The organism is Pseudomonas subflava, from assembly GCF_023823685.1.
GTDB lineage: Bacteria > Pseudomonadota > Gammaproteobacteria > Pseudomonadales > Pseudomonadaceae > Aquipseudomonas > Aquipseudomonas subflava.
Genome location: NZ_JAMXBF010000011.1, coordinates 43,449 through 69,947, shown reverse-complemented (window position 1 = coordinate 69,947; position 26,499 = coordinate 43,449). Strand labels below are relative to the sequence as shown.

The 26,499-nt window shown below is 67.5% G+C and carries 17 protein-coding genes; 16 read left to right on the top strand and 1 reads right to left on the bottom strand.

The window, feature by feature from the left end:
- Positions 1–26: 26 nt before the first annotated feature.
- From NF616_RS15755 to purD, 5 genes are all read left to right on the top strand, one after another.
- Positions 27–1,397 carry a DUF3426 domain-containing protein gene (locus tag NF616_RS15755; protein ID WP_252274243.1) on the top strand — a complete coding sequence of 457 codons (1,371 nt, stop codon included), beginning with the start codon at positions 27–29 and terminating at the stop codon, positions 1,395–1,397.
- A 212-nt stretch (positions 1,398–1,609) separates the two neighbouring features.
- Positions 1,610–2,608 (top strand): tRNA dihydrouridine synthase DusB, encoded by a 999-nt coding sequence (dusB, locus tag NF616_RS15750; RefSeq protein WP_252274242.1) that lies wholly within the window; start codon positions 1,610–1,612, stop codon positions 2,606–2,608.
- Positions 2,605–2,940: a DNA-binding transcriptional regulator Fis gene (gene fis / locus NF616_RS15745; protein WP_252274241.1), complete on the top strand. Its 336-nt coding sequence runs from the start codon at positions 2,605–2,607 to the stop codon at positions 2,938–2,940. Before dusB ends, fis begins: the two co-directional genes overlap by 4 nt.
- A 75-nt stretch (positions 2,941–3,015) precedes the next feature.
- Positions 3,016–4,623 carry a bifunctional phosphoribosylaminoimidazolecarboxamide formyltransferase/IMP cyclohydrolase gene (gene purH, locus NF616_RS15740; protein WP_252274240.1) on the top strand — a complete coding sequence of 536 codons (1,608 nt, stop codon included), beginning with the start codon at positions 3,016–3,018 and terminating at the stop codon, positions 4,621–4,623.
- A 228-nt stretch (positions 4,624–4,851) separates the two neighbouring features.
- The gene (purD, locus tag NF616_RS15735) at positions 4,852–6,141 is read left to right on the top strand and encodes a phosphoribosylamine--glycine ligase (RefSeq protein ID WP_252274239.1); all 1,290 of its coding nucleotides are present in this window, start codon (positions 4,852–4,854) and stop codon (positions 6,139–6,141) included.
- 1,419 nt (positions 6,142–7,560) lie between these two features.
- Here purD and NF616_RS15730 read toward each other — a convergent pair.
- Positions 7,561–9,237 carry an MFS transporter gene (locus NF616_RS15730; RefSeq protein WP_252274238.1) on the bottom strand — a complete coding sequence of 559 codons (1,677 nt, stop codon included), beginning with the start codon at positions 9,235–9,237 and terminating at the stop codon, positions 7,561–7,563.
- Positions 9,238–9,541: 304 nt separating this feature from the next.
- Here NF616_RS15730 and NF616_RS15725 point away from each other — a divergent pair, with 304 nt between their 5' ends.
- From NF616_RS15725 to NF616_RS15675, 11 genes are all read left to right on the top strand, one after another.
- Complete coding sequence (locus NF616_RS15725; RefSeq protein ID WP_252274237.1) at positions 9,542–12,310, top strand: hybrid sensor histidine kinase/response regulator; 2,769 nt, start codon at positions 9,542–9,544, stop codon at positions 12,308–12,310.
- A gap of 69 nt (positions 12,311–12,379) precedes the next feature.
- A complete protein-coding gene (locus NF616_RS15720; RefSeq protein WP_252274236.1) occupies positions 12,380–12,976 on the top strand; it encodes a MarC family protein in 597 nt (198 codons plus the stop codon).
- Positions 12,977–13,144: 168 nt separating this feature from the next.
- Positions 13,145–14,950: an allophanate hydrolase gene (gene atzF / locus NF616_RS15715; RefSeq protein ID WP_252274235.1), complete on the top strand. Its 1,806-nt coding sequence runs from the start codon at positions 13,145–13,147 to the stop codon at positions 14,948–14,950.
- A gap of 206 nt (positions 14,951–15,156) precedes the next feature.
- Positions 15,157–18,786 carry an urea carboxylase gene (gene uca, locus NF616_RS15710; RefSeq protein ID WP_252274234.1) on the top strand — a complete coding sequence of 1,210 codons (3,630 nt, stop codon included), beginning with the start codon at positions 15,157–15,159 and terminating at the stop codon, positions 18,784–18,786.
- A 1-nt stretch (position 18,787) separates the two neighbouring features.
- The gene (locus tag NF616_RS15705) at positions 18,788–19,510 is read left to right on the top strand and encodes a GntR family transcriptional regulator (RefSeq protein WP_252274233.1); all 723 of its coding nucleotides are present in this window, start codon (positions 18,788–18,790) and stop codon (positions 19,508–19,510) included.
- A gap of 79 nt (positions 19,511–19,589) precedes the next feature.
- Positions 19,590–20,855 carry an urea ABC transporter substrate-binding protein gene (gene urtA / locus NF616_RS15700; RefSeq protein ID WP_252274232.1) on the top strand — a complete coding sequence of 422 codons (1,266 nt, stop codon included), beginning with the start codon at positions 19,590–19,592 and terminating at the stop codon, positions 20,853–20,855.
- A gap of 311 nt (positions 20,856–21,166) precedes the next feature.
- On the top strand, positions 21,167–22,738 hold the full coding sequence (urtB, locus tag NF616_RS15695) for an urea ABC transporter permease subunit UrtB (RefSeq protein ID WP_252274231.1): 1,572 nt from the start codon (positions 21,167–21,169) through the stop codon (positions 22,736–22,738).
- On the top strand, positions 22,738–23,829 hold the full coding sequence (urtC, locus tag NF616_RS15690) for an urea ABC transporter permease subunit UrtC (protein WP_252274230.1): 1,092 nt from the start codon (positions 22,738–22,740) through the stop codon (positions 23,827–23,829). The genes urtB and urtC overlap by 1 nt, the downstream gene beginning before the upstream one ends.
- Complete coding sequence (gene urtD, locus NF616_RS15685; protein ID WP_252274229.1) at positions 23,826–24,677, top strand: urea ABC transporter ATP-binding protein UrtD; 852 nt, start codon at positions 23,826–23,828, stop codon at positions 24,675–24,677. The genes urtC and urtD overlap by 4 nt, the downstream gene beginning before the upstream one ends.
- Positions 24,678–24,872: 195 nt before the next feature.
- A complete protein-coding gene (gene urtE, locus NF616_RS15680; RefSeq protein WP_252274228.1) occupies positions 24,873–25,571 on the top strand; it encodes an urea ABC transporter ATP-binding subunit UrtE in 699 nt (232 codons plus the stop codon).
- Between the two features lie 164 nt (positions 25,572–25,735).
- Positions 25,736–26,497 carry an SDR family NAD(P)-dependent oxidoreductase gene (locus NF616_RS15675; RefSeq protein ID WP_252274227.1) on the top strand — a complete coding sequence of 254 codons (762 nt, stop codon included), beginning with the start codon at positions 25,736–25,738 and terminating at the stop codon, positions 26,495–26,497.
- Positions 26,498–26,499: the final 2 nt, after the last annotated feature.

The window sequence follows — 26,499 nt, the reverse complement described above, 5'->3', positions numbered from 1 at the left end:
GCGCCCTGTTTCGCACGGACCGCCGCATGACCGACAGCTTCGTCACTCAATGCCCCCACTGCCGCACCAGCTTCCGCATCAGTCGCGCACAGCTGGGCGCCGCCCATGGCGCCGTGCGCTGCGGGGCATGCATGCGCGTGTTCAATGCCGCCCAGCAACTGCTGGTGGACCAGAACCGGGCGAACAAACCCGCTGCCGCCAAGCCGGAGCCGCAACCCGCGCGCCCCGCTGCACCTGCACCTGCACCTGCACCTGCACCTGCACCTGCACCAGCACCTGCACCTGCACCTGCACCTGCACCAGCACCTGCACCTGCACCTGCACCTGCACCTGCACCTGCACCTGCACCCAGTGTGGCGGTCGAGCCGCCGCCATCGCCAGCGGCGCCGACGGACAAGAAATCCGTCGATACCCTGTGGATTCACGACGACCTCGATCTGGACAGCCTCGACCTGGACGAGGAGCTGGCCAAGCTCGAGGAGCAGGAGCTGCAGCTGTCCCGCGAGTTTCTGGCGATGGACAGCGCGCCCAAGCCTGCCGAGCACCTGCTGGCTGCCGAGCAGGACCACGACCCGCATGACGAGAGCTGGGCCGAATCGCTGATCAAGGACGAGCCGCCCCCCGCGCCGGCGCCGCCGCGCCCGCGCCCCGAGCCGCTGCCGGAAAAGACCGAGCAGGCGCCTGTCAGGATCGAGCCGAGCCCCGCACCTAAACAGGAGCCGCCGCGCGAGCGCGCGGAGCCCGTGCTGGGCGAACCTGACGACGACGCAGCCGAGGAAATCGGCGACGGCGACTACGGCATCGCCGCCGAGCCCGCGGCGAAGCCCGCCCGCAGCGAGCCGGCCGTGCGCCACGACAGCCTGCTCGATCTCAACGACGATCCGCTGCACCTGGACTGGCAGCAGCCGAAGAAGCCCTGGGGCCGCTGGATAGGCTGGGGCCTGCTGAACCTGATCGCCGCTGGCGCCCTGGTCACCCAGTACGTGGTCTACCACTTCGAGGAGCTGGCCCGTCAGGACCAGTACCGCCCCTGGTTCGAGACCCTCTGCCCGGAGATCGGCTGCACCCTGCCATCCAAGGTCGACATCGCCCAGATCCGCAGCACCAACCTGGTGGTGCGCAGCCATCCGCAATACATGGACGCGCTGATGGTCGACGCCATCCTCTACAACCGCGCCCAGTTCGCCCAGCCCTTCCCACTGCTGGAACTGCGCTTCGCCGACCTCAACGGCCAGCTGATCGCCAGCAGCCGCTTCCGCCCCAGCGAATACCTCGGCGGGGAACTGGCCGGTCAGGACGAGATGCCGCCGCAGACGCCCATCCACATCTCGCTGGAGATCAAGGACCCGGGCGCCAAGGCCGTCAACTACAGCCTCAGTTTCCACTCCCCCGAGTAGGCTGCAAGCGCCGTATTTCCGGCCTTTGCGCCGTTCGACCTAGCCAAAGGCGATAACCCGACGGCTGCTCATAATTTGTTCAAAACAGCCTTTATCCGGTCATCGAGAGCGGGTATCATGCCCTCCCTTTTTCGCACTCCCCCGATCGCCGTTTCACCAAGTGGCGGGCTACGCCATTGCCCGAAACGGCCCTCGAGACAACAGGGATGACCATGTCGGTGGTACGCATCGGCCCATACACACTGCCCAACCCGCTGATCCTCGCCCCCATGGCGGGCGTCACCGATCAGCCGTTCCGGCAGCTGTGCCGCCGCCTCGGCGCCGGGATGGTGGTGTCCGAGATGGTCACCAGCGACGTGCGCCTGTGGAACAGCCGCAAGTCGCGCCTGCGCCTGGTCCACCAGGGCGATCCCGAGCCGCGCTCGGTGCAGATCGCCGGCGGCGATCCCGAAATGCTGGCCGAGGCCGCCCGTCGCAATGTCGAACTGGGCGCGCAGATCATCGACATCAACATGGGTTGCCCGGCCAAGAAGGTCTGCAACAAGGCCGCCGGCTCGGCGCTGATGAAGGACGAGGCGCTGGTGACGGCGATCCTCGAGGCCGTGGTCGGCGCCGTCGACGTGCCGGTGACCCTGAAGATCCGCACCGGCTGGGATCGCGCCAACAAGAACGGCATCACCGTGGCGAAGATCGCCGAGCAGGCCGGCATCGCCGCCCTCGCCGTGCACGGCCGCACCCGCGCCGACCTGTACACCGGCGAGGCCGAGTACGACACCATCGCCGCCATCAAGCAGGCGGTTTCCATTCCGGTGTTCGCCAACGGCGACATCGATTCGCCGCACAAGGCCCGCGCCGTGCTCGACGCCACTGGCGCCGATGCCCTGCTGATCGGCCGTGCGGCGCAGGGGCGGCCGTGGGTCTTCCGCGAGATCGCCCATTTCCTGGCCACCGGCAAGGAGCTGCCGGCGCCGACGCTGTACGAAGTAGAACGCATTCTGCTGGAGCACCTGGCCGCGCTGCACGCCTTCTACGGCGAGCACATGGGCGTACGCATCGCCCGCAAGCACGTCGGCTGGTATCTGGCGACTCTGCCCGGTGCGAAGGAATTCCGCGCCGAATTCAATCGTCTGGAAAGTACGGACGCGCAAGGCACCACCGTTCGGCAGTTCTTCGCCGAGCAGAACAACAAACGAGAAGGGGTGGCCGCATGACGAGGATGACCGAGCCGTTTTTTGAGCAATCCGTTTTTGATGGGGCAGTACCCGTGAGCGACAACGCCAACCTGAAGCAGCACCTCGCCACCCCGTTCGAGCAGGGCCAGTCCCTGCGCGACAGCGTGGAAAAGGCGTTGCACAACTACTTCGCGCACCTCGAGGGTGCCGATGCGACCGATGTCTACAACCTGGTACTGACCGAGGTCGAGGCGCCGCTGCTGGAAACCGTGATGAACTACGTCAAGGGCAACCAGACCAAGGCCTCCGAACTGCTCGGCCTGAACCGCGGCACTCTGCGCAAGAAGCTCAAGCAGTACGACCTGCTCTAAGCCTCGAATATCTGAAAAAGGGCGACCCCAGCGGTCGCCCTTTTCACTGAATCTCCAGCTCCGATGGACTTTGCAATGACCGACCAGACCACCCGCCTTCCCGTTCGCCGCGCCCTGATCAGCGTCTCCGACAAGACCGGCATCCTTGAGTTCGCCCGCGAGCTCGTCGCCCTCGGTGTCGAGATCCTCTCCACCGGCGGCACCTACAAGCTGCTCAAGGACAACGGCGTCGCCGCGGTGGAAGTGGCCGATTACACCGGCTTCCCGGAAATGATGGACGGTCGCGTCAAGACCCTGCACCCGAAGATCCATGGCGGCATCCTCGGTCGCCGCGCGCTGGACGGCGCGGTGATGGAAGAGCACGGCATCAAGCCGATCGACCTGGTGGCGGTCAACCTCTACCCCTTCGCCGCCACCGTGGCCAAGCCGGGCTGTGACCTGGCCGACGCCATCGAGAACATCGACATCGGCGGCCCTACCATGGTCCGCAGCGCCGCGAAGAACCACAAAGACGTGGCCATCGTGGTGAATGCCGGCGACTACGCCGGCATCGTCGAGTCGCTGAAGGCCGGCGGCCTGAGCTACGCCCAGCGCTTCGACCTGGCCCTCAAGGCCTTCGAGCACACCGCGGCCTACGACGGCATGATCGCCAACTACCTGGGCACCATCGAGCAAACTCGCGACACCCTGAGCACCGACGACCGCGGCCAGTTCCCGCGCACCTTCAACAGCCAGTTCATCAAGGCCCAGGAAATGCGCTACGGCGAGAACCCGCACCAGAGCGCGGCGTTCTACGTGGAAGCGCAGAAGGGCGAGGCCAGCGTCTCCACTGCCGTGCAGCTGCAGGGCAAGGAACTGTCGTTCAACAACGTGGCCGATACCGACGCCGCGCTGGAATGCGTGAAGAGCTTCGTCAAGCCGGCCTGCGTGATCGTCAAGCACGCCAACCCGTGCGGCGTGGCCGTGGTGCCGGAGAACGAAGGCGGCATCCGCAAGGCCTACGACCTGGCCTACGCCACCGACACCGAGTCGGCCTTCGGCGGCATCATCGCCTTCAACCGCGAGCTGGACGCCGAGACCGCCCAGGCCATCGTCGAGCGCCAGTTCGTCGAAGTGATCATCGCCCCGAAAGTCTCTGCCGAAGCCCGCGCCGTGGTGGCCGCCAAGGCCAACGTGCGTCTGCTGGAGTGCGGCGAATGGCCGGCCGAACGTGCCGCCGGCTGGGACTTCAAGCGTGTCAACGGCGGCCTGCTGGTGCAGAGCCGCGACATCGGCATGATCACCGCGGACGACCTGAAGATCGTCACCCAGCGCGCGCCGAGCGAGCAGGAAGTGCATGACCTGATCTTCGCCTGGAAAGTGGCCAAGTTCGTCAAATCCAACGCCATCGTCTATGCCAAGCACCGCCAGACCGTCGGCGTCGGCGCCGGCCAGATGAGCCGCGTCAACTCCGCACGCATCGCCGCGATCAAGGCCGAGCACGCCGGCCTGGAAGTGAAGGGCGCGGTGATGGCCTCGGACGCCTTCTTCCCGTTCCGCGACGGCATCGACAACGCGGCCAAGGCCGGCATCACCGCGGTGATCCAGCCGGGCGGTTCGATGCGCGATGCGGAAGTCATCGCTGCGGCCGACGAGGCCGGCATCGCCATGGTGTTCACCGGTATGCGTCACTTCCGCCACTGACCGTGGCACGGCCGCGCTGAAGCGCCCGTCTGCGTTGTTGGAGGCCGATTCGCCGATGCTCATTGCCAGACGGCAACTGCGCTCGTCGAACCGACCTCCGCCTAGCAGCCAGACGCTCCATCACGGCCCGATAGATTGCTAGAAGCAGCGTCGTAGCCCGGATGAAATCCGGGGACACCCCACTCAAAAGCCCCGGATTGCATCCGGGCTACGGTCAGGAGACATCCCATGAACGTATTGATCATCGGCAGCGGCGGTCGTGAACACGCCCTGGCCTGGAAAGTGGCGCAGGACAAGCGCGTCGAGAAGGTCTTCGTCGCCCCGGGCAACGCCGGCACCGCCACCGAAGCCAAGTGCGAGAACGTCGCCATCGACGTGCTGGCCATCGAGCAGCTAGCCGACTTCGCCGAGAAGAACGTGCAGCTGACCATCGTCGGCCCGGAAGCGCCGCTGGTGAAGGGCGTGGTCGACCTGTTCCGCACCCGCAAGCTGGACATCTTCGGCCCCACCGCCGCTGCCGCCCAGCTGGAAGGCTCCAAGGCCTTCACCAAGGACTTTCTGGCGCGCCACAACATCCCCACCGCCGACTATCAGAACTTCACCGAAGTCGAGCCGGCGCTGGCCTACCTGCGTGAAAAGGGTGCACCGATCGTGGTCAAGGCCGACGGCCTGGCCGCCGGCAAGGGCGTGATCGTCGCCATGACCCTGGAAGAGGCCGAAGAGGCCGTGCGCGACATGCTGTCGGGCAACGCCTTCGGCGACGCCGGCGCACGCGTGGTGATCGAGGAATTCCTCGACGGCGAAGAAGCCAGCTTCATCGTCATGGTCGACGGCGAGAACGTGCTGCCAATGGCCACCAGCCAGGATCACAAGCGCGTCGGCGACGGCGACACCGGTCCGAACACCGGCGGCATGGGCGCCTACTCGCCGGCTCCGGTGGTCACCGCCGACGTGCACAAGCGCGTGATGGACGAAGTGATCTACCCGACCGTGCGTGGCATGGCCAGCGAAGGCAATGTCTACACCGGCTTCCTGTATGCCGGTCTGATGATCGACAAGGCCGGCAAACCCAAAGTCATCGAGTTCAACTGCCGCTTCGGCGACCCGGAAACCCAGCCGATCATGGTGCGCTTGGAAAGCTCCCTGGTGCTGCTGGTCGAGGCCGCCCTGGCCAAGGCGCTGGACAAGGTCGAAGCGACCTGGGACCCGCGTCCGACCGTGGGCGTGGTGCTGGCCGCCGGCGGCTACCCGGGCGACTACGCTAAGGGCGCCGTGATCTTCGGCCTGGAAGAGGCCGCCAAGATCGATGGCAAGGTGTTCCACGCCGGTACCGCGCTGAAGGACGGCCAGGTCGTCACCGCCGGCGGCCGCGTGCTGTGCGCCACCGCCATCGGCCCGAATGTATCGGCCGCCCAGCAGCAGGCCTACCGCCTGACCAAGCAGATCGGCTGGGACGGCATGTTCCACCGCACCGACATCGGCTACCGCGCCATCGCTCGCGAGAAGGGCGAGAGCTGATCGACAGCCGCACATGAACAGGCCCCGCAATGCGGGGCCTGTTCGTTTTGGGGACGCGGCGTCGAAAGCCGCGGCGGTGCGCCACTCGGCTCCGCTCGGCGGGCTGCCGCTTCGCGGCGAGGCCGCCCTACGATCAATCCCGCCTCCAAGCCTCGCGGTGCAACGTAGGGCGCCCTCGCCCGCCAGGGCAGTGCGCCATCCGGGCCACGCACGGCGGGCTGCCGCGTCGCGGCGAGGCCGCCCTACGATCAATCCCGCCTCCCTGCCGCGCGGTGCAACGTAGGGCGCCCTCGCCCGCCAGGGCAGTGCGCCATCCGGGCCTCGCTCGGCGGGCTGCCGCTTCGCGGCGAGGCCGCCCTACCATCGATCCCGCTTCCAAGCCTTGCGGTGCAACGTAGGGCGCCCTCGCCCGCCAGGGCAGTGCGCCACTCGGCTCCGCTCGGCGGGCTGCCGCTTTGCGGCGAGGCCGCCCTACGATCAATCCCGTCTCCTAGCCTTGCGGTGCAACGTATGGCGCCCTCGCCCGCCAGGGCAGTGCGCCATCCGCGCCCCGGCTCGGCGGGCTGCCGCTTCGCGGCGAGGCCGCCCTACGATCGATCCCGCTTCCAAGCCTTGCGGTGCAACGTAGGGCGCCCTCGCCCGCCAGGGCAGTGCGCCACTCGGCTCCGCTCGGCGGGCTGCCGCTTTGCGGCGAGGCCGCCCTACGATCAATCCCGTCTCCTAGCCTTGCGGTGCAACGTATGGCGCCCTCGCCCGCCAGGGCAGTGCGCCATCCGCGCCCCGGCTCGGCGGGCTGCCGCTTCGCGGCGAGGCCGCCCTACGATCGATCCCGCTTCCAAGCCTTGCGGTGCAACGTAGGGCGCCCTCGCCCGCCAGGGCAGTGCGCCACTCGGCTCCGCTCGGCGGGCTGCCGCTTTGCGGCGAGGCCGCCCTACGATCAATCCCGTCTCCTAGCCTTGCGGTGCAACGTATGGCGCCCTCGCCCGCCAGGGCAGTGCGCCATCCGCGCCCCGGCTCGGCGGGCTGCCGCTTCGCGGCGAGGCCGCCCTACGATCGATCCCGCTTCCAAGCCTTGCGGTGCAACGTAGGGCGCCCTCGCCCGCCAGGGCAGTGCGCCATCCGCGCCCCGGCTCGGCGGGCTGCCGCTTCGCGGCGAGGCCGCCCTACGATCGCTCCCGCTTCCAAGCCTTGCGGTGCAACGTAGGGCGCCCTCGCCCGATAGGGCAGTGCGCCATCCGGGCCTAGCTCGGCGGGCTGCCGCTGCGCGGCGAGGCCGCCCTACGATCGATCCCGCCTCCTAGCCCTGCGGTGCAACGCAGGGCGCCCTCGCCCGTCAGGGCAGTGCGCCATCCGCGCCCCGGCTAGGCGGGCTGCCGCTTTGCGGCGAGGCCGCCCTACGTCGCGCACTGCGCGACGGGGTCAGTGCCAGTCGCGCAGGTCGCGGTCCTTGGTTTCCGGCATCAGGAACAGGCCGATGATGAAGGTCATCACCGCTACCACGATGGGGTACCAGAGTCCGTAGTAGATATTGCCGGTGGCGGCCACCATGGCGAAGGCGGTGGTCGGCAGGAAGCCGCCGAACCAGCCGTTGCCGATGTGGTACGGCAGCGACATCGCGGTATAGCGGATGCGGGTCGGGAACAGCTCCACCAGCAGCGCCGCGATGGGCCCGTAGACCATGGTCACGAACAGCACCAGCACGGTCAGCAGCAGCACCAGCATCGGCATGTTGATCTGCGCCGGGTCGGCCTTGGCCGGGTAGCCGTTGCTGCGGATGGCTTCGGTCATGCGGGTGTTGAAGGCGTCGGACTCAGCCTTGAACTGCTCGGCCGGCATGCCGGCGCCGGAGAACGAAGACAGCGTCTGGTCGCCGATGCGGATGCTCGCTACCGTTCCGGCCGGCGCCTCCTCGTTGGCGTAGTTCACCGAGTTGCGCGCGAGGAAGCCCTTGGCGATGTCGCAGGAAGTGACGAACTTCGAGGTGCCCACCGGGTTGAACTGGAACGAGCACTCGCTGGGGTCCGCCACCACGGTGACCGGTGCCGAGGTCTGCGCCTGCTCCAGCGCCGGGTTGGCGTAATGGGTGATCAGGCCGAACAGCGGGAAGTAGGTCAGCGCCGCGACCAGGCAGCCGCCGAGGATGATCGGCTTGCGCCCGATCTTGTCCGACAGCCAGCCGAAGAAGATGAAGAACGGCGTGCCGATCAACAGCGACAGGGCGATCAGGATGTTCGCCGTGGCGGCCTCCACCTTGAGCGTCTGGGTCAGGAAGAACAGCGCGTAGAACTGGCCGGTGTACCACACCACCGCCTGCCCGGCAGTGCCGCCGAACAGCGCCACCAGCGCTACCTTGGCGTTCTCCCAGCGGCCGAAGGCCTCGGTCAGCGGCGCCTTGGAGGTCTTGCCCTCCTCCTTCATCTTCTTGAACGCCGGGCTCTCGCTGAGGGTCAGGCGGATCCACACCGAGATGCCCAGCAGCACGATGGACAGCAGGAACGGGATGCGCCAGCCCCAGGCGGCGAACTCCTCTTCGCCGAGCCAGGTGCGGGTGCCGAGGATCACCAGCAACGAGAGGAACAGGCCCAGGGTCGCGGTGGTCTGGATCCACGAGGTGTAGAAACCGCGCCGACCATGGGGCGCATGCTCGGCCACGTAGGTCGCCGCGCCGCCGTATTCGCCGCCCAGCGCCAGGCCCTGGAACAGACGCAGCACGATGAGGATGATCGGCGCCGCGATGCCCCAGCTGGCGTACGAGGGCAGGATGCCGACGATGAAGGTCGACAGGCCCATGATCATGATGGTGATGAGGAAGGTGTACTTGCGCCCGACCAGGTCGCCGAGACGGCCGAACACCAGGGCGCCGAACGGCCGCACGGCGAAGCCGGCGGCGAAGGCCATCAGGGCGAAGATGAAGGCCGCGGTCGGGTTGACCCCCGAGAAGAACTGCGCCGCGATGATCGCCGAGAGCGACCCGTACAGGTAGAAGTCATACCACTCGAAAACGGTCCCCAGAGACGAGGCGAAAATGACCTTTCGCTCCTCCCTGGTCATCGGGCCGGCCGGGGAATGGCCGGTATCTGCAGTTGTCACGCTCATAAGGCAGTCTCCCGACGCCCCGTCGAAAAGAGCGGAATCGCCCTCGTCCGGACGTCTTTTATTGTGGTTGTTCTGACGCCAAGGCTAGACCCGCCCACCCGAAGCGTTATTAGACTTTAGTCGCAGATGACTTGAAAAACCGGGCACTATCTGGATAAGCGGGCGGGCGACAGGCTTTGGCCAAGTTCGCGACGCAGCGCAGGGTAAAGATGCGGTAAAACTCCCAGTCGCCAATCGGCATGGCTGACTTTTGCCCATTGCCCGTAGCTATAATCCGGGAATCTATTAAAGAAGGGACTCCGCCGTGCGCCGGCTCTGGATCGCCACAGGACTCATCGTCAGCCTGCTTCTGGGGCTGTCGGTCTCGGCTGCGCCGAAGCAGACACCCGCCGAGAGCTGGTCGATCCTGCTCGACAAATCGGCCGCCATGACCTTCGCCGAGGTGCAGGCGCAGACCTCGCGCTTCCAGCCTCTCGACCGCCTCTCCTTCACCCTCCCCGCCTCGCCCCAGGCCATCTGGCTCAAGGTCGACACCCGTTCCTTCTCCGCACCGCACTGGCTGTGGCTGTTCGCCCCGCGTGTGCAGAACCTGGATTTCTATCTGGTGCGCGACGGCCAGCTGGAGCAGCAGCTGCGCACCGGCGAGGCGCTGACCCTGAGCTCGCGCCCGCTGCCGTCGCGGGCCTACCTGTTCAGCCTGCCGAACGACGACGTGCCGCGCACCGCCTACCTGCGCATGACCTCCAACCACGCGCTGATGATGTGGTTCAAGGTCATCGACGAGGCCGAGCTGGTGGCCCAGGAGAAGCCGGCCTACCTATTCGGTGCGCTGCTCGGCGGCCTGCTGCTGCTGGCCCTGTTCAACCTGATGCGCATGGGCTATTCGCCCACCGCCAGCAACCTGTGGCTGGCCGGCATGCACGCCGCGTTGGCCCTGTGCGCCACCGCCAACATCGGCCTGCTCGCCGTGCTGCTGCCGGAGCAGAGCTACAACCAGTCGCTGATCGCCGACCTGTCGGCCCTGGCCGCCGCCCTGTGCATCCTCGGCTACACCCGCTTCTTCTTCAGCGGCTGCGCCGCCGAGCGCAGCCCGCTGCGCCACGTGCTGCACCTGGAATTCGCCGTGGTCGCCCTGGCGGCGGGCATGATCGCCTTCACCGGGCTGTTCTGGCACAGCTGGCTGGTCTACGGCCTCGTGGTGATGGTGGTGCTCACCGTGCCGGTCATCGCCTTCGTGCACTGGCGCGCCGGCTACCGCCCGGCCCGTCTGATCGTCGCCGCCCTGGTGATCTTCGGCCTCGGCTTCGCCGTGCTCGGCCCGGTGCTGTTCGGCTTCGACCAGCTAAACCCCGGCTGGCTGGTGCTCAGCCTGTTCAGCGTGGCCATGGTCGCCGGCCTGATCCTCAGCATCGCGCTGTCCGAGCGGCAGCGGCAGATCCAGCGCGAGAACCTGTTCCGCCGCACCAGCGAGGCCGCCACCAGCGCCGAGCTGAAGGCCAAGGCCGAGTTCCTGGCCAAGATCAGTCACGAGATCCGCACGCCCATGAACGGCGTGCTGGGCATGACCGAGCTGCTGCTCGGCACGCCGCTGTCGGCCAAGCAGCGCGACTACGTGCAGACCATCCACAGCTCCGGCAACGAGCTGCTCACCCTGATCAACGAGATCCTCGACATCTCCAAGCTGGAATCCGGGCAGATCGAGCTGGACGACGTGCAGTTCGACCTCAATGCCCTGATCGACGACTGCCTGGACATCTTCCGTGCCAAGGCCGAGCAGCAGAAGGTCGAGCTGATCAGCTTCACCCAGCCACAGGTCCCGCGGGTGATCAGCGGCGACCCGACGCGTCTGCGGCAGGTCCTCATGAGCCTGCTGGACAATGCCTTCCGCCAGACCGACGAGGGCGAGATCCTGCTGGTGGTGGCGCTGGAGACCGAGGGGCACGCGCCGCGCCTGCGCATCGCCGTGCAGGACAGCGGTCGTCCGCTGGAGCCGGGCGAGCGCGATGCCCTGCTCAACACCCAGCTGCACAGCAGCGACTTCCTCAGCGCCAGCAAGCTCGGCGGCCGTCTCGGCCCGATCATCGCCCGCCAGCTGGTGCGCCTGATGGACGGCGAGTTCGGCGTGCAGAGCGGCGGCAGCGCCGGCAGCACCCTGTGGCTGACCCTGCCGCTCGATCCGCAACGCCTGGAACACCCCACCGCCGATCTCGACGGCCCGCTGCAGGGCGCGCGCCTGCTGGTGGTGGACGACAACGAGACCTGCCGCAAGGTGCTGCAGCAGCAATGCGCCGCCTGGGGCCTGCAGGTCAGCGCGGTGCCGTCCGGCAAGGAGGCCCTGGCCCTACTGCGCACCAAGGCGCACCTGCGCGAGTTCTTCGACGCGGTGCTGCTGGACCAGGAAATGCCCGGCATGACCGGCATGCAGCTGGCCGCCAAGATCAAGGAAGACCCCAACCTCAACCACGACATCCTGCTGATCATGCTCACCGGCATCAGCAACGCGCCGAGCAAGATCATCGCGCGCAACGCCGGCATCAAGCGCATCCTGGCCAAGCCGGTGGCCGGCTACACGCTGAAGACGGTGCTCGCCGACGAACTCGCCCAGCGCCAGGCCGGCGCGCCGCCACTGCCCCAGGTCGACGCCGGCACGCTGCAGGTGCCCGGCGACTTCCGCATCCTGGTAGCCGAGGACAACAGTATCTCCACCAAGGTGATCCGCGGCATGCTGAGCAAGCTCAACCTGCAGCCGGACACCGCCAGCAACGGCGAGGAAGCCCTGCGCGCCATGCAGGAGCGGCAGTACGACCTGGTGCTGATGGACTGCGAGATGCCGGTACTCGACGGTTTCTCCGCCACCGAGCGGTTGCGCGAATGGGAACGTCTCGAGCAGCGCGAACGCACCCCGGTGGTGGCGCTGACCGCGCACATCCTGGCCGAGCACAAGGAGCGCGCACGCCAGGCCGGCATGGACGGGCACATGTCCAAGCCGGTGGAGATGTCGCAACTGCGCGAGCTGATCGCCCACTGGGTGTCCGAGCGCGAACGCCGCCAGCGCGACGCCCTGCCGTCCTGACCCCGGGGTGGCAACGCCGCCCCCCGCCCCTCTATGCTTGCCCCCATCGCCCTCTGACGAGCCCGTCCAATGCTTTCCGTGCTGTTCAGCCTTTACCTGAAGATGCTGGTCCTCTATAGCCCGTTCTTCGTGCTGTCCTGTTTCATCGGCCTGACCCCCGGCTACAGCGTCAAGGAACGCAAGAAACTGGCCTGGAAAGTGGCGCTGGGCACGCTGATCGCCAGCGTGCTGCTCTACCTCTTCGGCAAGGCCATCTTCGAGATCTTCGGCATCACCGCTGACGCCTTCCGCATCGGCGCCGGCAGCGTGCTGTTCATCTCGGCCCTCGGCATGGCCCAGGGCAAGTCCGCGGTGCAGGCGGACAACGTCCAGCAGGACGTCACCATCGTGCCGCTGACAATCCCCCTCACGGTCGGCCCCGGCACCATCGGCGCACTGCTGGTGATGGGCATCAGCCAGCCGGAATGGGACGACAAGCTGCTGGCCATTCTCGCCATCGGCATCGCCAGCGCCACGGTCGGCGCGGTCCTCTATCTGTCGGACCGGGTCGAGCGCCTGCTCGGCCAGCAGGGCCTGCAGATCCTCAGCCGCCTGATGGGCCTGTTCGTCTGCGCCCTGGCCGCGCAGATCATCTTCACCGGCGTACGCGGCTACCTCGCCCCCTGACGCTCCCTCCTGGCGCACCGCCCTCGCCCGCCGGCCCCCAAACGGGGCGGCGGCGTCTGTTCGCGCGTCTACAAGACAGAAAATATCCAAACTAATCAATCAGTTATAAACCTGGCATGACATCTGCTCTGGGAACACCAACTTGGATACAAGAAGGAATCTCGGAAGATGTCCCATCGCGGATTCGGCTGGACCCTGAGCGAATGGCAGCAGGCCTATCGCACCGAGCAACTGCAGCCGAGCGTGCTCGCCGAGCTGCTGGCCGAACTGGACGGTGACGATCCGGCCTGGATCGGCCTGGCCACGCCCGCGCAGTTGCAGGCCCAGCTCGATACTCTGGCCGAGCGCCTGGCCGAAGCCTCCGGCGACCTGAGCAAGCTGCCGCTGTACGGCGTGCCCTTCGCCATCAAGGACAACATCGACGCCGCCGGCTGGCAGACCACCGCCGCCTGCCCCGAATTCGCCTATACCGCCGAGGGCGACGCCACCGTCGTCGCCCGTCTGCGCGCCGCCGGCGCCATCCTGATCGGCAAGACCAACCTCGACCAGTTCGCCACCGGCCTGGTCGGTACCCGCTCGCCCTACGGCGCGGTACCCAACAGTTTCGATGCGGACTACGTCAGCGGCGGCTCCAGCTCCGGTTCGGCCAGCGTCGTGGCGCGCGGCCTGGTGGCCTTCTCGCTGGGCACCGACACCGCCGGCTCCGGCCGCGTGCCGGCCGGCTTCAACAACATCGTCGGACTCAAGCCGACCAAGGGCTGGCTGCCCAACACCGGCCTGGTGCCGGCCTGCCGCACCCTGGACTGCATCTCGGTGTTCGCCCACACCGCGGCCGACGCCCTGGCCGTGGCCGGCGTCGCCGGCGGCTACGACGGCGCCGACGCCTACAGCCGCAAGAATCCCCACAGCGCCAAGGTCGGCATGCCGGCCACCCCGCGCCTGGCCGTGCCGGCCGCCCCCGAATTCTTTGGCGACGCGCAGAACCAGGCCGTGTTCGAGCAGGCGCTGGGCAAGTTGCTCGAACTCGGCGCCGAGCTGGTGGAGATCGACTTCACGCCGTTCCGCGAACTGGCCGAGCAGCTCTACTACGGCTCCTGGGTCGCCGAACGCACCGTCGCGGTCGAAGGTGTCGACCCCGAACACATCAACCCGGTGGTGCGCGGCATCGTCGAGAGCGGGCACAGGTACAGCGCCTGCGACGCCTACAAGGCCGAGTACATCCGCGCCGAACTGAGCCGCCGGATCAACGATGCCCTGGCCGGCTTCGACGCCCTGGTGGTGCCGACCTCGCCGACCATCCGCACCCTGGCCGAGATGGCCGTCGAACCGGTGCTGTTCAACAGCCAGTTCGGCACCTACACCAACTTCACCAACCTGGCCGACCTCGCCGCCCTGGCGCTGCCGGCCGGGTTCCGCGACGACGGCCTGCCGGCCGGCATCACCCTGATCGCCCCGGCCTGGCACGACCACGCCCTTGCGGCTTTCGGCCAGCGCTGGCAGCAGGCCCTGGCCCTGCCGCTGGGCGCCACCGGTCGCGCGCTGCCAGCCCAGGCCGCGCCAGCCCAGGCAGCTAGTTGTGTGCGCGTAGCCGTGGTCGGCGCGCACCTCACCGGCATGCCGCTGAACTTCCAGCTGCTCACCCGCGACGCCGTGCTGGTCGAGCAGACCACCAGCTCGGCCCACTACCGCCTCTACGCCCTGCCCGGCACCGTGCCGCCCAAGCCGGGGCTGGCACGAGTCGCCGAAGGTGGCGCCGAAATCATCGTCGAGCTGTGGGACGTGCCGCAGGCGCGCTTCGGCGAGTTCGTCGCCGAGATTCCGCCGCCGCTGGGCATCGGCAACCTGGAGCTGGCCGACGGCCGCTGGGTCAAGGGCTTCATCTGCGAGCCCTACGCCCTGGAAGGGGCGCGTGACATCACCGGCTTCGGCGGCTGGCGCGCCTTTATCGCCAGCCTGCAGGCCAACAAGAACTGACGCCGCTGGGTGAGCGGCCGGACCGCTCACCCATTCGATTGCCGGAAATGAGCACGGTGAGTGCTCACCCCACGACGAGGGACCGAACGTGTTTCATACCGTACTGATCGCCAACCGTGGTGACCAGCCGCAACGCGGCGCAGCGACGAAGTCAAAGTGCCGGCTGGGCGTAGCCCAGCACGGCGATCTCGCCACGGAGGCCACCCATGTTTAAGACCGTTCTCATCGCCAACCGTGGCGAGATCGCCGTCCGCGCCATCCGCACGCTCAAGCGCCTGGGCGTGAAGAGCGTCGCCGTCTACTCCGACGCCGACCGCAACGCTCAGCATGTGCGCGACGCCGATGTCGCCATCGCACTGGGCGGCGACAAGCCCGCCGACAGCTACCTGCGCATCGACAAGATCCTCGCCGCCGCGCGGGAAACCGGCGCCCAGGCGATCTACCCCGGCTACGGTTTCCTCTCCGAAAGCGCCGAATTCGCCGATGCCTGCGAGGCCGCCGGCATCGCCTTCGTCGGCCCCAGCGGCGAACAGATCCGCGAGTTCGGCCTCAAGCACCGCGCCCGCGAACTGGCCGGCGAAGCCCGGGTGCCGATGGCGCCAGGCACTGGCCTGCTGCAGAGCCTGGAAGAAGCCCTCGCCGCCGCCGAAGGCATCGGCTACCCGGTGATGCTCAAGACCACCGCCGGCGGTGGCGGCATCGGCCTGACCCGCTGCGCCGACGCCGAATCCCTGGCCAGCGCCTACGACAGCGTCAAGCGCATGGGCGAGCAGTTCTTCAGTGACGCCGGGGTATTCCTCGAGCGCTTCGTCGACCAGGCGCGGCATGTCGAGGTGCAGATATTCGGCGACGGCCAGGGCCGCGTGGCCGCCCTCGGCGAACGCGATTGCTCGCTACAACGGCGCAATCAGAAGGTGGTCGAGGAAACCCCGGCACCGAACCTGCCCCAGGCCACCCGCGAACGCCTGCACGCCGCGGCCGTGCAGCTCGGCGAGTCGGTGAGCTACCGCAGCGCCGGTACCGTCGAGTTCATCTACGACGCCGCCCGCGACGACTTCTACTTCCTCGAAGTGAACACCCGCCTGCAGGTCGAGCACCCGGTCACCGAGATGGTCACCGGTCTCGACCTGATCGAATGCATGCTGCGCGTGGCCGCCGGCGATGCGCTGGACTGGGCCGCCCTGAGCCGCGCGCCGCAGGGCGCCGCCATCGAGGTACGCATCTACGCCGAGGACCCGCTGAAGAACTTCCAGCCCAGCCCAGGCGTGCTCACCGAAGTGCACTTCCCTGAGGGCGTGCGCGTCGACGGCTGGGTCAGCACCGGCAGCGAAGTCTCGGCGTTCTATGACCCGATGATCGCCAAGCTGATCGTCCACGGCGCCAACCGTGACGAGGCCGTCGCCAGGATGCGCAGCGCACTGGGCGAAACCCGCCTGCACGGTATCGCCAGCAATATCGACTACCTGCGCCAGGTGGTGGCCGACTCGCGCTTCGCCGCCGGCCAGGTGTGGACCCGCCTGCTCGACAGCTTCGAGTTCAACGCCAGCGTCATCGAGGTGCTGGAACCCGGCACCTATTCCAGCGTGCAGGACTTCCCGGGCCGACTCGGCTACTGGGACATCGGCGTGCCGCCGTCCGGGCCGATGGACGACTTCGCCTTTCGCCTGGCCAACCGCATCGTCGGCAACCACGCCGATGCCGCCGGCCTGGAATTCACCCTGCAGGGCCCGACCCTGCGCTTCCACTGCGCTGCGCTGATCGCCCTGACCGGCGCCGATTGCCCGGCGACCCTGGACGGTGAGGCCGTGGCCTACTGGCAGCCGATTCCGATCAAGGCCGGCCAGGTGCTCAAGCTCGGCCGCGCCAGCAGTGGCTGCCGTACCTATCTGGCGGTGCGCAACGGCTTCGATGTGCCGCAGTACCTGGGCAGCCGCTCGACCTTCGCCCTCGGCCAGTTCGGCGGCCACGCCGGCCGCACCCTGCGCCCGGCCGACATGCTGGCCATCTCGCAACCCGCCCTGCCGGCCTGCACCACGCCGGCACCGGTCAGCGCCCCCCAGGCCGTGCACCCGAGCCTTATCCCGAGCTACGGCACCACCTGGAACATCGGCGTACTCTACGGCCCGCACGGCGCGCCGGACTTCTTCACGCCCGAGGCGATCGAGGAGTTCTTCGCCGCCGAATGGGAGGTGCACTACAACTCCAACCGGCTCGGCGTGCGTCTCAGTGGCCCGAAGCCGAGCTGGACCCGCGCTGACGGCGGCGAGGCCGGCCTGCACCCGTCCAACGTGCACGACTGCGAATACGCCATCGGCGCGATCAACTTCACCGGCGACTTCCCGGTGATCCTGACCAAGGACGGCCCGAGCCTGGGCGGCTTCGTCTGCCCGGTGACCATCGCCAAGGCCGAGCTGTGGAAAGTCGGCCAGGTCAAACCCGGCGACAAGCTGCGCTTCCACCCCATCGGCTTCCAGCAGGCGCAGAGCCTGGAGCAGGCCCAGCTGGGCAGCCTCGAGGCCCTGGCCGCGATCAGCGCCGTGACCCTGCCGGCGCCCTCGCTGCAGCCGGGCGCAACCCTGTCCGCCACCGTGCTGGCCGAACTGCCGGCCGCAGCCGGCCGCCCGCGGGTGGTGTATCGCCAGGCCGGCGACGCCTACATCCTCATGGAATACGGCGACAACGTGCTCGACCTGGCCCTGCGTCTGCGCGTGCACCTGCTGATGGAAGCGCTGAAGGCCGAGCCGCTGCGCGGCCTGGAAGAGCTGGCGCCGGGCGTGCGCTCGCTGCAGCTGCGCTACGACAGCCGCGTGCTGCACCAGCAGGCGCTGATCGACCACCTGCTGGCGCTGGAACTGCGCCTCGGCGACGTCGCCGACCTCAAGGTGCCGACCCGCATCGTCCACCTGCCGATGGCCTTCGAAGACAGCGCCACCCTCGGCGCCGTCACCCGCTACCGCGAGACGGTGCGCGCCGAGGCGCCCTGGCTGCCGAACAACGTCGACTTCCTGCAGCGCATCAACGGCCTGACCAGTCGCGACGCGGTGAAGGACATCCTGTTCGACGCCAGCTACCTGATCCTCGGCCTCGGCGATGTCTACCTCGACGCGCCCTGCGCCGTGCCGCTGGACCCGCGCCACCGCCTGCTCAGCTCCAAGTACAACCCGGCGCGCACCTACACCGCCGAGGGCACCGTGGGCATCGGCGGCATGTACATGTGCATCTACGGCATGGACTCGCCCGGCGGCTACCAGCTGGTCGGCCGCACCTTGCCGATCTGGAACAAGTACGTGAAGAACGCCCAGTTCGAGAACGGCGAGCCGTGGCTGCTGCGCTTCTTCGACCAGGTGCGCTTCTACCCGGTCAGCGAGGCCGAGCTGGATGACTTCCGCGAGGCCTTCCGCGAGGGCCGCGCGCAGATCCGCATCGAGCACAGCCAGTTCGACTTCGCCGAGTATCGGCGCTTCCTCGCCGACAACCAGGACGGCATCGCCGCCTTCCAGGCCCGGCAGAAGGCCGCGTTCGACGCCGAGGTGCCGCTGTGGCGCGAGGACGAGGCCGCTGCCGTCGCCCCGCCGGCCGCCGCCCAGGACGACGACGGCGATCTCGACGGTCACCTGGTGAGCGCCGACATGTGCGGCAGCGTGTGGAAGGTGCTGGTCGAGCCCGGCCAGCACGTCGAGGCCGGCACGCCGCTGCTGGTGGTCGAGGCGATGAAGATGGAGCTGGCGGTCACCGCGCCGGTGTCCGGCATCGTCAAGTCGGTGCGCTGCCAGCCGGGCAAGGCGGTGACGCCGGGCGACGCCCTGCTCCTGCTGGTCCCGAGCGAGGCCGCCTGACATGCAACTGGTCAGTCCCGACAAGCGCGGCCGCGAGCGCCCGGAGAACCTGGCCGAGCGCATCTACGCCCAGCTCAAGGACGACATCTTCGAGTTCCGCCTGCTGCCCGGCGACCGCTTCTCCGAAGGCGAAGTCGCCGAGCGCATGGCCGTCAGCCGCACCCCGGTGCGCCAGGCCCTGTACCGGCTGGAGCGCGAGGGCTACCTGGAGGTGTATTTCCGCAGCGGCTGGCAGGTGCGGCCGTTCGACTTCCACTACTTCGAAGAGCTGTACGAGGTGCGCATCGTCCTCGAACTGGAGGCGGTCAAGCGCCTGTGCGATCGCCCGGCCGGCGAGCTGCCGGCGCCGCTGGAAGACCTGCGGCGCACCTGGATGGTGACGCCGGAGGAGCGCCTGCAGGACGGACGGGCCGTGTCGCTGCTCGACGAGCGCTTCCACTGCCAGTTGGTGGAGGCCACCGGCAACCGCGAGATGGCCCGCATGCACGCGGAAGTCAGCGAGAAGATCCGCATCATCCGGCGCCTGGACTTCACCCAGGGGCCACGCGTGGAGGCGACCTACGCCGAACACGCACAGATCCTCGGCGCGATCCTGTCGCGCCGCCAGGAAGAAGCACAGCTGATGCTCAGAGCCCACATCGAGGTGAGCAAGGCGGAAGTGCGCAAGATCACCCTGCACATGCTGCACAGCGCCCGGCAGCGGGCGATGGCCGGGCAAGGGTGACGCGATGACCTTTTGGACGACTGCCAACCAACAACCAGAAACCAGCAGTACTCACATTAGCTCGAATGGAGATCGCACCATGCAACGTCGCAGCCTGATCAAGGCCTTCACCCTTTCCGCATCCATCGCCGCCATGGGCATGACCTGGACCGTACAAGCCGCAGAGACCATCAAGGTCGGCATCCTGCACTCGCTGTCCGGCACCATGGCCATCTCCGAGACCTCGCTGAAAGACATGGCGCTGATGACCATAGACGAGATCAACGCCAAGGGCGGCGTCAACGGCAAGCAGCTCGAGCCGGTGGTGGTCGACCCGGCCTCCAACTGGCCGCTGTTCGCCGAGAAGGCGCGCCAGCTGCTGACGCAGGACAAGGTCGACGTGGTCTTCGGCTGCTGGACCTCGGTGTCGCGCAAGTCCGTGCTGCCGGTGTTCGAGGAGCTCAACGGCCTGCTGTTCTACCCGGTGCAGTACGAAGGCGAAGAGATGTCGCCGAACGTGTTCTACACCGGCGCCGCACCGAACCAGCAGGCGATCCCGGCGGTGGAATACCTGATGAGCGAAGACGGCGGCGAGGCCAAGCGCTTCTTCCTGCTGGGCACCGACTACGTCTACCCGCGCACCACCAACAAGATTCTGCGCGCCTTCCTGCATTCCAAAGGCGTACAGGACAAGGACATCGAAGAGGTCTACACCCCCTTCGGTCATAGCGACTATCAAACCATCGTCGCCAACATCAAGAAGTTCTCCGCCGGCGGCAAGACCGCGGTGATCTCCACCGTCAACGGCGACTCCAACGTGCCGTTCTACAAGGAACTGGCCAACCAGGGCATCGAAGCTACCGACATCCCGGTAGTGGCCTTCTCGGTCGGCGAGGAAGAACTGCGTGGCATCGACACCAAGCCGCTGGTGGGCCAGCTGGCCGCCTGGAACTACTTCCAGTCGGTGGACAACTCGGTCAACAGCGCCTTCGTCGACAAGTGGAAGGCCTACGCCAAGGCCAAGAACCTGCCGAACTACCAGACCGCGGTGACCAACGACCCGATGGAAGCCACCTACGTCGGCATCAACATGTGGGCCCAGGCCGTCGAGAAAGCCGGCACCACCGAAGTCGACAAGGTGCGCGAAGCCCTGGCCGGCCAGACCTTCGTCGCGCCAAGCGGCTACACCCTGACCATGGACAAGACCAACCACCACCTGCACAAGCCGGTGATGATCGGCGAAGTCCAGGAAGACGGTCAGTTCTCCATCGTCTGGCAGACCGAAGGCCCGCTGCGCGCCCAGCCGTGGAGCCCCTTCATCCCCGGCAACGACAAGAAGCCGGACTACGCGGTGAAGAGCAACTAAGCGAAGCCCCTCTCCCTAGCCCTCTCCCACCAGTGGGAGAGGGAACGGCCTGGTGTTGCTTGCTACACCTCAGCAATGCCGGGGCGTTTCCCTCCCCTCTCCCGTTCACGGGAGAGGGGCCGGGGGAGAGGCTGTTCGTAGCCCGGATGCCATCCGGGAATCGCCGCCCCGGATTGCATCCGGGCTACGGTTTCCCCCTCTCCCGCCTCGCGGGCGAGGGCCGGGAAGAGGGTTCGCCAGATCAGGCCCTCTCCCGGTCCTCCCCCATGAATGGGAGAGGGCTTGTCCCGGCGTACCCAAGGACCTTTCGTATGCCCACTGCCCTTTACCGAATCCTGCTGTCACTGGCGCTGCTGCTGCCGCTGACCGCCCACGCCGGAGAGGCCGCCGACTTCGTCGCCGCCAGCCCGGCCAAGCAGGCCAAGCTCCTCGAGAGCTGGGCCGCACAACCCGATCCCGCCCGCCAGGCGCTGCTCGATGCCCTGCAGCAGGGTCGCGTCGGCGTCGGTGCCGGCAAAACGGCGTTCCTGAAAGTCGACGGCAGCTGGCAAGCCGCCGAAGGCCAGGTCGTCGCCGACGGCACGCCGAAGACGCTGCGCCTGAACAACCGCCTGCGCGGCCTGCTGGCCAACGCCCAAGCCGCGCAGCAGCTGCTTTCCGCCGAACCGGCCCAGCGTCTGGCGGCGGCTCAGGAGCTGCAGAAGAAGGCCAAGCCCAGCCAGCTATCCCTGCTTAACGCCCAGGTGGCCGCCGAACAGGACAAGGCCGTGCGCGCCGCCTTGGCGCTGGCGCTGGCCAACCTGCAGTTGGTCGACCCCGACCCGGCCGTACGCCTGAGCGCCGTGCGCCTGCTCGGCGAAAGCGGCGACCCGCTGGCCCGCACGCGCCTGGAAGGCCTTCTGGCCGAAGGCGTGGAAAGCGACGCCGCGGTCCGTACCGCCGCCGAGACCAGCCTGGCCCAGGTCAAGCGCCGCCTGCTGGTCGGCGAGCTGCTCGGCCAGGCCTTCAGCGGCCTTAGCCTCGGCTCGATCCTGCTGCTGGCCGCCCTGGGTCTCGCCATCACCTTCGGCCTGCTCGGGGTGATCAACATGGCCCACGGCGAGATGCTGATGCTCGGCGCCTACACCACCTACATGGTGCAGATCGCCTTCCAGAATTTCGCCCCCGGCTACCTCGCCCTCTACCCGCTTGCCGCCCTGCCGGTGGCCTTCTTCGTCACTGCCGCCATCGGCATGGCGCTGGAGCGCACGGTGATCCGCCACCTCTACGGCCGGCCGCTGGAAACCCTGCTGGCGACCTGGGGCATCAGCCTGATCCTGATCCAGGCGGTGCGGGTGATCTTCGGCGCGCAAAACGTCGAAGTCGCCAACCCGGGCTGGCTGTCCGGCGGCGTGCAGGTGCTGCCCAACCTGGTACTGCCCTACAGCCGCATGGTGATCATCGGCTTCGCCCTGTTCGTGGTGGCATTGACCTGGCTGCTGCTGAACAAGACCCGCCTCGGCCTCAACGTCCGCGCCGTGACGCAGAACCGCAACATGGCGGCCTGCTGCGGCGTGCCGACCGGGCGGGTGGACATGCTCGCCTTCGGCCTCGGCTCCGGCATCGCCGGCCTCGGTGGTGTGGCCCTGTCGCAGATCGGCAACGTCGGCCCGGACCTGGGCCAGAGCTACATCATCGACTCCTTCCTGGTGGTGGTGCTCGGCGGCGTCGGCCAACTCGCCGGTAGCGTGCTGGCCGCCTTCGGCCTGGGCATCGCCAACAAACTGCTGGAGCCGCAGATCGGCGCCGTGCTCGGCAAGATCCTGATCCTCGCGTTGATCATTCTGTTCATCCAGAAACGTCCGCAAGGCCTCTTCGCACTGAAAGGACGGGTGATCGACTGATGACTCAAGCACTCAATCAAACGTTGCTTGCCCGCGCCACGGCGAAGCTGGGGCCAAAGGCGTCGCTGGCCGTGCTCGGCCTGGTACTGATCGCCCTGCTGGCCATGCCGCTGCTGCACCTGCTGCCGGCGGACAACGCCCTGCACGTCTCCGCCTATGGCCTGACCCTGGTCGGCAAAATCCTCTGCTACGCCATAGTCGCTCTGGCACTCGATCTGGTCTGGGGCTACGCCGGCATGCTCTCGCTCGGCCACGGCCTGTTCTTCGCCCTCGGCGGCTACGCCATGGGCATGTATCTCATGCGTCAAAGCGCGGGGGATGGTCTGCCGGCCTTCATGAGCTTCCTCGCCTGGAGCGAGCTGCCCTGGTACTGGTACGGCACCAGCAACTTCCTCTGGGCCATGTGCCTCGTGGTGCTGGCACCCGGCCTGCTGGCCCTGGTGTTCGGCTTCTTCGCCTTCCGCTCGCGGATCAAGGGCGTGTATTTCTCGATCATGACTCAGGCGCTGACCTTTGCCGGCATGCTGCTGTTCTTCCGCAACGAGACCGGCTTCGGCGGCAACAACGGCTTCACCAACTTCCGCACGATTCTCGGCTTCGACATCACCGCGCCGGGCACTCGCGCCTTCCTGTTCTTCTGCACCGTACTGCTGCTGGTCGGTAGCCTGGCGCTGGGCTTCGCCCTGGCACGCAGCAAGTTCGGCCGGGTGCTGACGGCGCTGCGCGATGCGGAGAACCGCCTGATGTTCTGCGGCTACGATCCGCGCGGCTACAAGCTGTTTATCTGGGTGTTGAGCGCGGTGCTGTGCGGCCTGGCTGGCGCGCTGTACGTGCCGCAGGTGGGCATCATCAACCCCAGCGAAATGTCGCCGACCAACTCCATCGAGGCCGCCATCTGGGTCGCCCTCGGCGGCCGCGGCACCCTGATCGGCCCGCTGCTCGGCGCTGGTCTGGTCAACGGCATGAAGAGCTGGTTCACCGTGGCCTTCCCCGAGTACTGGCTGTTCGCCCTGGGCGCACTGTTCATCGTCATCACCCTGTTCCTGCCCAAAGGGGTCATAGGACTGCTGCGCAAGGAGAAGGACCAATGAGAGCCACTCCAGTACCCGAATTCATGCTCGAACCCGCCTTCGACCCGGCCGGCAGCGGCCGCGATGCGCTCGGCCTCGGCAGCGCCGCGGCCAAGGGCCTGGATGTGCGCCACGGCACCATCCTCACCCTGGAAGGCATCAACGTCAGCTTCGACGGCTTCCGCGCCATCACCGACCTCAACCTGTACATCGGCGTCGGCGAACTGCGCTGCATCATCGGCCCCAACGGCGCCGGCAAGACCACCATGATGGACGTGATCACCGGCAAGACCCGCCCGGACAACGGCGTCGCCTACTTCGGCGACACCCTCGACCTGACGCAGATGAGCGAGGTCGAGATCGCCCAGGCCGGCATCGGTCGCAAGTTCCAGAAACCCACGGTGTTCGAGGCGCTCAGCGTGTTCGAGAACCTGGAACTGGCGCTGAAAACCGACAAGTCGGTGTGGGCCAGCCTGCGCGCCAGACTTTCCGGCGCGCAGAAGGACCGTATCGAGGAAGTGCTCACCACCATCCGCCTGGAGAGCTCGCGTCATCGTCCGGCCGGGCTGCTGTCGCACGGCCAGAAGCAGTTCCTCGAGATCGGCATGCTGCTGGTCCAGGACCCGCAACTGCTGCTGCTCGACGAGCCGGTGGCGGGCATGACCGACGCCGAAACCGAGTTCACCGCCGAGCTGTTCAAGTCGCTGGCACGCAAGCACTCGCTGATGGTGGTGGAGCACGACATGGGCTTCGTCGGCAGCATCGCCGACCACGTCACCGTGCTGCACCAGGGCAGCGTGCTGGCCGAGGGCTCGCTGGAAGAGGTACAGGCCAACGAGCGGGTGATCGAGGTTTATCTGGGTCGCTGATCAGCGGTGCGCACGGCGCACCCTACCGGCATGGCCCCGTAGGGTGCGCCGTGCGCACCCATACACAGGATTCCGATGGTTCCCACGCTCCGGCGTGGGAACCCTTCCCGGGACGCTCCGCGTCCCAGCGACGCAGAGCGTCGCCAGATGCATGCCCATACAAAGCGTGGGCACGATCAGACAAGGACCAAATCCATGCTGCAAGTCCAACAGCTTCACCAGTACTACGGCGGCAGCCACATCCTGCGCGGCCTGAGCTTCGAGGCGAAGATCGGCGAAGTCACCTGCCTGCTCGGCCGCAACGGCGTGGGCAAGACCACCCTGCTGAAATGCCTGATGGGCCTGATCCCGGCCAAGGAAGGCAGCATCGCCTGGGAGGGCCAGACCATCAACGGCCACAAGCCGCACCAGCGCGTGCACGCCGGCATCGCCTATGTGCCGCAGGGCCGCGAGATATTTCCGCGCCTGACCGTGGAAGAGAACCTGCTGATGGGCCTGTCGCGTTTTGGCGCCAGCGAGGCCAAGACCGTACCCGAGTTCATCTACGAGCTGTTCCCGGTGCTGCGCGAGATGAAGCAGCGCCGTGGCGGCGACCTCTCCGGCGGCCAGCAGCAACAGCTGGCCATCGGCCGCGCGCTGGCCAGCAAGCCGCGCCTGCTGATCCTCGACGAGCCCACCGAAGGCATCCAGCCTTCGGTGATCAAGGAGATCGGCGTGGTCATCCGCAAACTCGCCGAGCGCGGCGACATGGCCATCCTGCTGGTCGAGCAGTTCTACGACTTCGCCGCCGAGCTGGCCGACCAGTACCTGGTGATGAGCCGCGGCGAGATCGTCCAGCAGGGCCGTGGCGAGACCATGGAGGCCGATGGGGTACGCGGGCTGGTGGCGATCTAGACCAAGGTCGCCCTACTCGCGGGTAGGCACGAGCGGATCACGCCCTTACCATGCACGGCCTAGCGCCGGCATGGCCGTGCGCCCTATTCCAGACGGGTTCGTCGCCTATGACGCCCGCTTCCTGCGCCATGCGCGCAGTGCCATGACCATCAGGGGATCGACTCATGAGCAATGTGGTTTTCATCACCGGCGCCACCTCCGGCTTCGGCCGCGCTACCGCCCGCCGTTTTGCCGAGGCCGGCTGGTCGCTGGTGCTGTCCGGCCGCCGCCTGGAGCGTTTGCAGGAGCTGCAGGCCGAACTGGGCGCCAAGGTGCCGGTGCACATCGCCACCCTCGACGTGCGTGATGCCGCCGCCGTGCAGCAGGTCGTCGCCGAGTTGCCGCCGGCCTTCCGCCGCGTCACCGTGCTGGTCAACAACGCCGGCCTGGCGCTGGCGCCCGAGCCGGCGCAGAAGGTGGCGCTGGAGGACTGGCACACCATGATCGACACCAACATCACCGGCCTGGTCAACGTCACCCATGCGCTGCTGCCAACCCTGGTGGAGATCGGTAAAGGCACCAGCATCATCAACATCGGTTCGGTGGCCGGCGAGTGGCCCTACCCGGGCGGCCACGTGTATGGCGCGAGCAAGGCCTTCGTCAAACAGTTCAGCTTCAACCTGCGTTGCGACCTGGTGTCCACCGGCGTGCGCGTCACCGACATCGCTCCGGGCATGGCCGAAACCGAGTTCACCCTGGTGCGTACCAAGGGCAACCAGGCCGCCTCCGACGCGATGTACTCGACCACCACGCCGCTGAGCGCCGAGGACATCGCCGAGCAGATCTTCTACGTCGCCACCCTGCCGGCACACATCAATATCAATCGCCTGGAAATCATGCCGTCGCGTCAGGCCTGGTCTTCGTTCGCCGTCGACCGCGACAACTGACA